The following is an 8,104-nucleotide window of genomic DNA, read 5'->3' on the forward strand; positions in this document are numbered from 1 at the left end:
CCCCAACCCTCTCCCCGGCGGGGAGAGGGAGAAAATCGCCGGCACCCGCAGAATCAGGCAAAAAACTGCCGGAACGCCGCCACCGTCCGCGCCACCCCCTCATCATCAACATCCAGATGCGTCACCAACCGCAACGTCGGCAAATACCCGATGCTGATGCGAATACCCGCCTGCTTCAAATGGACGTCCAATTCCCGCAGCCGATCGGCAGGCACATCGATAAACACCATATTGGTGTGCTGCCCCAGCAGCTTCACGCCAGGAAGGTCACCCAGCCCCGCCGCCAACATCACCGCGCGAGCGTGATCCTCGGCGAGACGCTCCACATGGTGATCCAGCGCGTACTGCGCAGCAGCAGCAAGCATGCCAGCCTGACGCCAACCGCCACCGGTCACCTTCTTCCACCGCCGCGCCTTGTCGATCAGCGCCGCCGAGCCGACCAGCACCGAACCCACCGGCGCACCAAGGCCCTTCGACAAGCAGACCGACACACTGTCGAACAGACCGGCAATCTCGCGAGCCGGCACGCCACTGGCGACGGCGGCATTGAACAAGCGGGCACCATCCAGATGAAACCCCAGCCCGCGTTCGCGCGCGAAATCGCGAGCCGCTTTCAGGTAGCCCAGCGGCAAGGCACGCCCATGCCAGGTGTTTTCCAGCGCCAGCAGCCGCGTGCGCGCGAAATGCGGATCGACCGGCTTGATCGCCGCGGCGAGCTTGTCCAGCGGCAGGCTGCCATCCACGTCGTGCGGAATCGGTTGTGGCTGGATCGAGCCGAGCACGGCGGCGCCGCCACCTTCGAATTTGTAGGTATGCGCATCGGCACCCACCAGGTACTCATCGCCGCGCTCGCAATGCGACATCAGTGCGATGAGGTTCGATTGCGTGCCGGTGGGCACGAACAGCGCCGCCTCAAAGCCGAGATCCGCCGCAAGCCGCTGCTGCAAGGCGTTCACCGTAGGATCTTCGCCATAGACGTCATCGCCCACGGCGGCCTGCATCATGGCCTCACGCATGGCCGGGGTGGGACGGGTGACGGTATCGCTGCGCAGGTCGATGAGTTCCACGATGGACTTCCGGTAGCTGGATCAGACCCCGAGTTTGAACGCTCGCTTTGGCAGAATCAAAGGCGGCGAGCCTGACGGGCCACGGCGGCTTGGGCTAGCCTTGTCATCGGGTCTCCGCATGCGGCGGGGACGCGAGCCGATCGAGGCGACGGCATGTCGTTCCTGCGTCTGTATCTTCGGGTGATTGCTCTGCTGGCTCCCGAAAAGAAGCTGGCAATCACGTTGGCGCTGGCCAACCTGGCGCTGGCCGGTGTGTTCTTCCTTGAGCCGGTGCTGTTTGGCCGCGTGGTTGACGCCTTGGGCAGTACGCAGGCCGGCAATGCGCCCCGCCTGATCGCGCTATGGGCCGGCGTGGGCTTTGCCGGCGTGCTGGCCAATGTGTGGGTGTCGCTGCATGCGGACCGGCTCGCGCATCGCCGACGCCTCGCCGCGATCGCATTGTTTTTCGAACATGCCGCGGCCATGCCGATGTCGTTCCACGGCGAATACCACACGGGCCGGCTGTCACGCATCATGAACGTGGGCGTCAGCAACCTGTTCAATCTCTGGCTGAGTTTCTTCCGCGAGCACCTGGCTACGTTGTTGTCGATCTTCGTGATGGTGCCCGTGGCACTGTGGATCAACTGGAAGCTGGCGCTGCTGATGATTGCGCTGCTGCTGTGTTTCTCGATTTTCAACGCCGTCGCCGTGCAGCGTACGCACAAGGCACAAGGCGAAGTGGAGGAATTGCACCACGAGATCGCGACGCGCGCCGGCGATGTATTCGGCAACGTGACGGTGGTGCAGAGTTTCACGCGACTGGCCGCCGAATCGCGCGCGCTGCACGAGCTGATGACGCGCACGCTCAATGCGCAATATCCGGTGCTGCGCGGCTGGGCGATACTTTCGGTGCTCAATCGTGCGGCGAGCACGCTCACCATCGTGGCGATTTTTGCGGTGGGCGCAGCGCTGCACTCGCGTGGCGAGATCAGCGTGGGCGGCATCGTCAGTTTCGTGGGTTTCTCCATGCTGCTGATCGGCAGGCTGGAGCAATTCGCCACCTTCCTGTCGAACCTGTTCTTCCAGTCGCAGTCGCTGCGCGATTTCTTCACCGTGCTTGACCGCCAGTCCGAGATCGCCGATCGCCCGGGGGCCATCGCCCTGCCCCGCGTGCGTGGCGAAGTGGTATTCGAGCAGGTCAGTTTTGGCTACGACCCGGTGCAGCCAGCCCTGCATGAGCTGAATTTCCGCGCGCCGCCCGGCAGCACCATCGCCCTGGTCGGCCCCACCGGCGCGGGCAAGAGCACCGCGTTGAGCCTGCTGTATCGCGCTTACGATCCCAGCGCCGGGCGGGTGACGGTCGATGGCCACGATGTCCGCGATGTCACGCTGGAGTCGCTGCGGCAAAACATCGGCGTGGTGTTCCAGGACGCCGGCATGTTCTATCGCTCGATCCTGGACAATCTGCGCGTGGGCAATCCGGAAGCGGAGCCCGGCCAGATCGACGCCGCGGTTGCCGCAGCCGAAGCAGCCGCGTTCATCGCACGCAAGCCCGCCGGTCTGGAAACGCTGGTCGCCGAGCGCGGGCGCTCCCTCTCGGGCGGCGAACGTCAGCGCCTGGCGATCGCCCGTGCGATGTTGAAGGACGCACCGATCCTGATACTTGACGAAGCCACTAGTGCACTCGACAACGCCACCGAGGCACGCATCCAGCGCGCACTGGATCGGCTGACCGTCGGCCGCACGACGTTCGTGATCGCGCATCGCCTGTCGACCGTACGCAACGCCGATCTGATCCTGGTGCTGGACCAGGGTCGGCTGGTGGAACAGGGGCGCTTTGCAGAGCTCATCGCCCAAGGCGGACTATTCGCCCGCCTCGCCCAGGAAGGCCAGTTCGCGCCGGATGCACCGGACGATTCCGCCGCCACCGGCGCTTAGCCAAGTGTGATGGCCACGACCAGGACGGGGCGGGGATCTGCCGCCCATGCCGGGCGGCGCCACGTCAGCCGTGTTTTCGGAAATACACCCAGGCAATCACCGCCAGGATCAAGGCGGGCAGCACATTGGCCACCAGCGGCGGCACGCCGTAGACGGTGCCGAAGTTCACCATCGCCTTCTGCAGGAAGTACCAGCCGATGGCGAGCAGCATGCCGATGAACATGCGCTTGCCCAGGCCGCCCGAGCGCAAAGTGCCAAACGAGAACGGCATGGCGAGCAACACCAGCACCAGCACGTTGAGCGGATACAGCGCGCGCGTCCAGAACGCTGAGGCATACACGCCCGGATTCTGGCCGTTCTGCTCAAGGTAGGTGATGTTGCGGCGCAGGTCGCGCATGGGCAGGTATTGCGGCTGGATCACCGACTGCTCCAGCACCTGCGGATTGAGCTTGGAATCCCAGGTCTGGCTGTCGGCGGTGGTGGAGTGCGTGCCGGCATCGTCTAAGGTGGTGCTGCGCACCTTGCTCATCACCCACTGGTGGCCATCGTGTTCGGCCGTCTGCGCCCAGTCGAAGCGCTTCACCTGGCCGTCCGGCGTGAGCGTGAACACCCGCACGTCATGCAACTGCACGGTGCTGTGCGTTGCCGTGTGTTTGGCCAYCCATCCCTTGGCATTGATGATGCGATCGCCATCGCGTGCCCACAGGCCGGACTCGCCGCCCAGGCCCACGTTGTTGGATTTAAGGCGCAACTGCATGGCCTGCGCCTGCTGGTCACCCCAGGGTGCCGCGGTTTCGCCAAGAATCACCACGCCGACCACGAGGATGGCCACCACGCCCACCGCCGACGCGGCAATGCGCAGCTTGGACAGACCACAGGCGCGCAACGCAGTGAGCTCGTTGGTGGCAGCCAGGCCGCCCAGGCCGAGCAGGCCGCCGATCAGCGCCGCGTTGCCGAACATCTCGTACAGACGGCGCGGAAAGGTGACCAGCACGTACACCACGGCGTTGGTCACCGTGTAGCCGTTCTTGCCCACGTTGCCGAGCTGGCGCAGGAACTGGAACACCGCATCGAGACCGGTGATCACCAGCCACACGGTGAGCATGGCGCCCAGGACGGTGGTGCCGACCAGCCAGTCGACGCGACGAATGCGCAATGCAGCCATCAGGCACCTGCCTTGCGCGGTTTACGCGGCGAGTATTGGTTCTTGAACATGCGTGCCGCCACGGCAAACACCAGCAGCGTGACCATCCACATCGGGAACGAGTGGTGCCAGTGGCCCTTGACGATCTGACCGCGACAAATCGCCAGCAACAGGTAGTAGAAGTAGAAGGTGAGGATGGCCAGGAACATGCGGCCAAAGCGCGGCTCGCGCGGACTCTGGCGCGACAGCGGCAAGGCCAGCGCCAGCAGCACCAGGGTCATCGCCGGCGCGATGCTGCGCCAGGCGAATTCGGCGCGCGTGTCCGGGTTGTCGGTGCGCAGCAACTGCGCCAGCGTCATCGAGTGCGCGGGATCTTCGGCGTCCTCATCGGACTGGATGCTGTCCAGCGAGGCGTCGTTGCGCTCGTATTTCATCTTGCGCCAGTTGTCCGCGCCCAGCGGGATGTCGTACTGGAAGCCGTTCCACAAGGCGAGGAAGCGGCCGCTGCCGTCGGTTTCCTGATACAGCTGGCCGTGCTTGCCGGTGACCAGCTTGAGGTGCGGCACGTTGTCGTGGCCCATGCGCTCGGTGGCAATGAAGGTGTTGCCCAGCGTGCTGCCGTCGCGGCTGAGCTCGTCGACGAAGATGATGCCGCCCTTGCCCGGCAGCGGCGTGAAGCGCCCGGCGTCCAGGCCCGCGGCAATCACCGAGCGGTTGGCGGCCGCCACCAGCTGGTCGGACGTGCGTGCGGCCCAGGGGCCCAGCCACAGCGCCACGATGCCGACCAGGATGGCCAAGATCACGGCAAGGATGGACACCGGACGCAGCAAGCCGTCGGGACCCATGCCGGAAGAGGCCAACACATGCATCTCGCTCTCGCGGTACATGCGGCCCAGGCCATTGAGGATGCCCAGGAAGGCCGCCAGCGGCAGCAGGGTCGACAGGCCGTCGAGCATGTTCAGGCCCAGCACCTGGAACATCACGCTGGCCGGGAAGCTGCCGTTCGCCACCTGCTGCAGGACGTGCGCAAACGAAGTGCCGGCCATGACGGCCAGCAGCACGATGGCGGTAGCGGCCACGGTTTGTGCCAGCTCACGCAGGAAATAACGATCGAGGATGCTCAGAACCGGTCCTCAGGCAGGGTCGAACCCGCGCGCGTCGCACGGGAGGAGAAACGACTGCGCAGTGTACGGGTTGGAGGGACAGTTTCTCGACATGCGATAAGATGAAGGGCTTGGCGCCGGCCCGCCCCGGGCGCGGCAATCCCCAAGTCTAGCCTGTCCGGGCCTTTCCGGACCTTTCCGTAGGACTTCTCCATGACTCTCCAGTTCAGCCTTGGCTCCGCCGCTCCCGAATCCGTCGAAACCCCCTGCGTGGTGGTCGGCGTCTATGAGAACGGTTTGCTCACCAGTGCCGCCGCCCGCGTGGACACCGCTGCGCACGGCGCGATCAAGCGCCAGGTCGAGAGCGGGGACATCAACGGCAAGGCCGGCACCACGGCCGTGCTGTTCGCGCCGGAGGGCGTGGCAGCCAAGCGCGTGCTGGTGGTGGGTCTGGGAACGCAGAAGACCTTCGACGGTGCACGCTATCAGAAGATAAATATCGAAGCCGCGCGCGCCCTGGGCCGCCTGCCGCTGGACAGCGCGGTGTCCTACCTCACCGAGGTGGACGTGCCCGGTCACGATGCCTCCTGGCGCGTGCGCGTGGCCGCCCTGGCCGCCGATTACGCCGCCTACCGCTATACCGCCACCTTCAAGCCGCGCGAGAAGTCCGCGCAGCCTGAGCTGGCCGCCATCACCTTTGCCGGCGCCGACGATGCCAAGACCGGCCTCGCCCAGGCCACGGCCATCGCCGAAGGCGTGCGCTTCGCCCGTGAGCTGGCCAACCTGCCGCCCAATATCTGCAACCCCGCCTATATCGCCACGCAGGCCGAACAGTTCGCTGCGCAGCACGACAAGGTGAGCTGCACGGTGCTCGATCACGAGAAGATGGAAGAGCTGCGCTTCGGCTCGCTGCTGGCCGTGGCCCGCGGCTCGGCCAACAAGCCCAAGCTCGTCATCCTCGAATACAAGGGCGGCACGGAAGGCGACAAGCCGTACGCCTTCGTCGGCAAGGGCATCACCTTCGACACCGGCGGCATCAGCCTCAAGCCCGGCCCGGGCATGGAAGAAATGAAGTTCGACATGGGCGGCGCCGCGGGCGTGCTCGGCAGTTTCGTCGCCGCGGTGAAGCTTGGCGTGCCGGTGAACCTGGTGTGCGTGGTGCCGGCCGTGGAAAACATGCCCGATGGCGACAGCTACCGTCCCAGCGACGTGCTCACGAGCCTCTCGGGCCTGACCATCGAAGTGCTCAACACCGACGCCGAAGGCCGCCTGATCCTGTGCGATGCGCTGACCTATACCGCGCAGACCTTCCAGCCCAAGGTGATGATCGATGCTGCCACGCTGACCGGCGCCTGCGTCATCGCGCTGGGCAAGCACGCCAGCGGCCTGATGAGCAAGCATGACGACCTCGCCGCCGAGCTGATCGCCGCCGGCGAAACCACGCTCGATCGCGCATGGCGCCTGCCGCTGTGGGACGACTACCAGGTGCAGCTGGAATCGGGCTTTGCCGACGTCGCCAACATCGGCGGCAAGAACGCGGGCGCGATCACCGCAGGCTGCTTCCTGGCGCGCTTCACCGAGGGCCAGCGCTGGGCGCACCTGGACATCGCCGGCACCGCGTGGGACGAAGGCCGCAAGGGCCTGGCCACTGGCCGCCCGGTGTCGCTGCTGGTGCAGTGGCTGATTGACCGCGCCGCGTAAACCATCACTGCCGTCATTCCGGCGCAGGCCGGAATCCAGCAGCCGTATTGGTCGGCTGTCGCCGGTGCGCTTGAATGCACTGAGCATATCGCGACAATCGAATACCGACGTCACTGGATTCCGGCCTGCGCCGGAATGACGAAATTTGAAAGGCTCCCGCTATGCCTCGCGCCGATTTCTACCTGATCGACAAGCCGCGCTTCCGCGAGCAACCGCTGCTGCTCGTGTGCGAGCTGGCCAAGCGCGCGCACGCCGCCCAGCAACCCACCCTGGTGCTGGCGCGCGACTTTGCGCAAGCCGAGGCGATCGACGAGTTGCTGTGGGAGTTTGATCCGGACGGCTTTATCACGCACCAGATCGCCGGTGACGACGACGACCACACGACTGCCGTGCTGATCGTGCCACCCGGCATCGATACGCCCGATCGCCCGATGCTGATCAACTTGCGCGAAGAGTGTGCGCCGGGCCGCTACGACCGCGTGCTGGAAGTGGTGCCCGCCGATCCGGCCGAGCGCGAGGGTTCGCGCACGCGGTGGACCGAATACAGGCGGCGGCAGTTTGAGGTGAGCAAGCACGATATGTGATGCCGCGCCACGGCATTCACCTGTGGGAGCGAACCCTGTGCGCGACGGCAGCTACGTAGCGTTGCCTCACCATGGGTGCCTGTCGCGCACAGGGTGCGCTCCCACAGAGAATCCATTGCGTCAGTCGTCGACCGACGCGTGCACCGCCATCTGCAGGTTGATCGCATCCTGCAGCTGCTCGCCCGTCAGCGGCTTGCGCAGGAAGCCATCCATGCCCGCTTCGCGAGCCCGCGCTTCCTCATCGCCGCCCGAACGCGCGGTGATCGCCACGATCGGAGTGCGCTGCTCGGATGCCTCGCGCTGACGGATCAGCCGGGCGATCTGGAAACCATCGATGCCCGGCAGGTCCAGATCCAGCAGGATCACATCGCACGGTGCCTGGGCAAGCTCGGCCAACGCCGCCAAACCATTGCCGACATAGCGCACCTCGTGCCCCGCACGTTCGAGCAGGCCGCGAATCACGGCGGCGACGATCACGTCGTCTTCGACCAGCAGGATGCGCAGCGGCAATGCCTCGAGGCCATCGCCGCGCTGCGTCGTCGCGGGCAGCGGCTCCTGCGTCACCGGCAGCGGCAGGCGCACGTGTAA

Annotated in this window: 7 protein-coding genes; 3 read left to right on the top strand and 4 right to left on the bottom strand. The window is 65.8% G+C overall.

Annotated features, from left to right (window positions below; translation table 11 throughout):
• Positions 1–53 precede the first annotated feature (53 nt).
• Complete coding sequence (gene ltaE, locus AC1DMG_RS17520; RefSeq protein ID WP_441604936.1) at positions 54–1,067, bottom strand: low-specificity L-threonine aldolase; 1,014 nt, start codon at positions 1,065–1,067, stop codon at positions 54–56.
• Positions 1,068–1,220: 153 nt separating this feature from the next.
• On the opposite strand from ltaE, the gene AC1DMG_RS17525 reads away from it, so the two are divergent.
• Complete coding sequence (locus AC1DMG_RS17525) at positions 1,221–2,984, top strand: glucan ABC transporter ATP-binding protein/ permease (RefSeq protein WP_441604937.1); 1,764 nt, start codon at positions 1,221–1,223, stop codon at positions 2,982–2,984.
• Positions 2,985–3,048: 64 nt separating this feature from the next.
• Here AC1DMG_RS17525 and lptG read toward each other — a convergent pair whose 3' ends face one another.
• Both lptG and lptF read right to left on the bottom strand, forming a co-directional pair.
• The gene (lptG, locus tag AC1DMG_RS17530; protein ID WP_477180838.1) at positions 3,049–4,149 is read right to left on the bottom strand and encodes an LPS export ABC transporter permease LptG; all 1,101 of its coding nucleotides are present in this window, start codon (positions 4,147–4,149) and stop codon (positions 3,049–3,051) included.
• Positions 4,149–5,246, bottom strand: a complete 1,098-nt coding sequence (gene lptF, locus AC1DMG_RS17535) for an LPS export ABC transporter permease LptF (protein ID WP_441604994.1) — start codon at positions 5,244–5,246, stop codon at positions 4,149–4,151. The genes lptG and lptF overlap by 1 nt, the downstream gene beginning before the upstream one ends.
• Before the next feature lie 198 nt (positions 5,247–5,444).
• Between lptF and AC1DMG_RS17540 the strand changes: the two genes are divergently transcribed.
• Positions 5,445–6,932 carry a leucyl aminopeptidase gene (locus AC1DMG_RS17540; RefSeq protein ID WP_441604939.1) on the top strand — a complete coding sequence of 496 codons (1,488 nt, stop codon included), beginning with the start codon at positions 5,445–5,447 and terminating at the stop codon, positions 6,930–6,932.
• 161 nt (positions 6,933–7,093) lie between these two features.
• On the top strand, positions 7,094–7,516 hold the full coding sequence (locus tag AC1DMG_RS17545) for a DNA polymerase III subunit chi (protein ID WP_441604940.1): 423 nt from the start codon (positions 7,094–7,096) through the stop codon (positions 7,514–7,516).
• A 120-nt stretch (positions 7,517–7,636) separates the two neighbouring features.
• Here the strand turns inward: AC1DMG_RS17545 and AC1DMG_RS17550 are convergent.
• Positions 7,637–8,104 (bottom strand): response regulator (locus tag AC1DMG_RS17550; RefSeq protein WP_477180839.1); only part of this gene is annotated, 468 nt, incomplete at its 5' end.

The organism is Dyella sp. 01N36 (assembly GCF_056399745.1).

Bases quoted from the DNA above. Each gene is read 5' to 3' on its own strand.
- AC1DMG_RS17545 (WP_441604940.1), top strand. From the start codon at position 7,094: ATGCCTCGCGCCGATTTCTACCTGATCGACAAGCCGCGCTTCCGCGAG.
- AC1DMG_RS17525 (WP_441604937.1), top strand. From the start codon at position 1,221: ATGTCGTTCCTGCGTCTGTATCTTCGGGTGATTGCTCTGCTGGCTCCC.
- AC1DMG_RS17540 (WP_441604939.1), top strand. From the start codon at position 5,445: ATGACTCTCCAGTTCAGCCTTGGCTCCGCCGCTCCCGAATCCGTCGAA.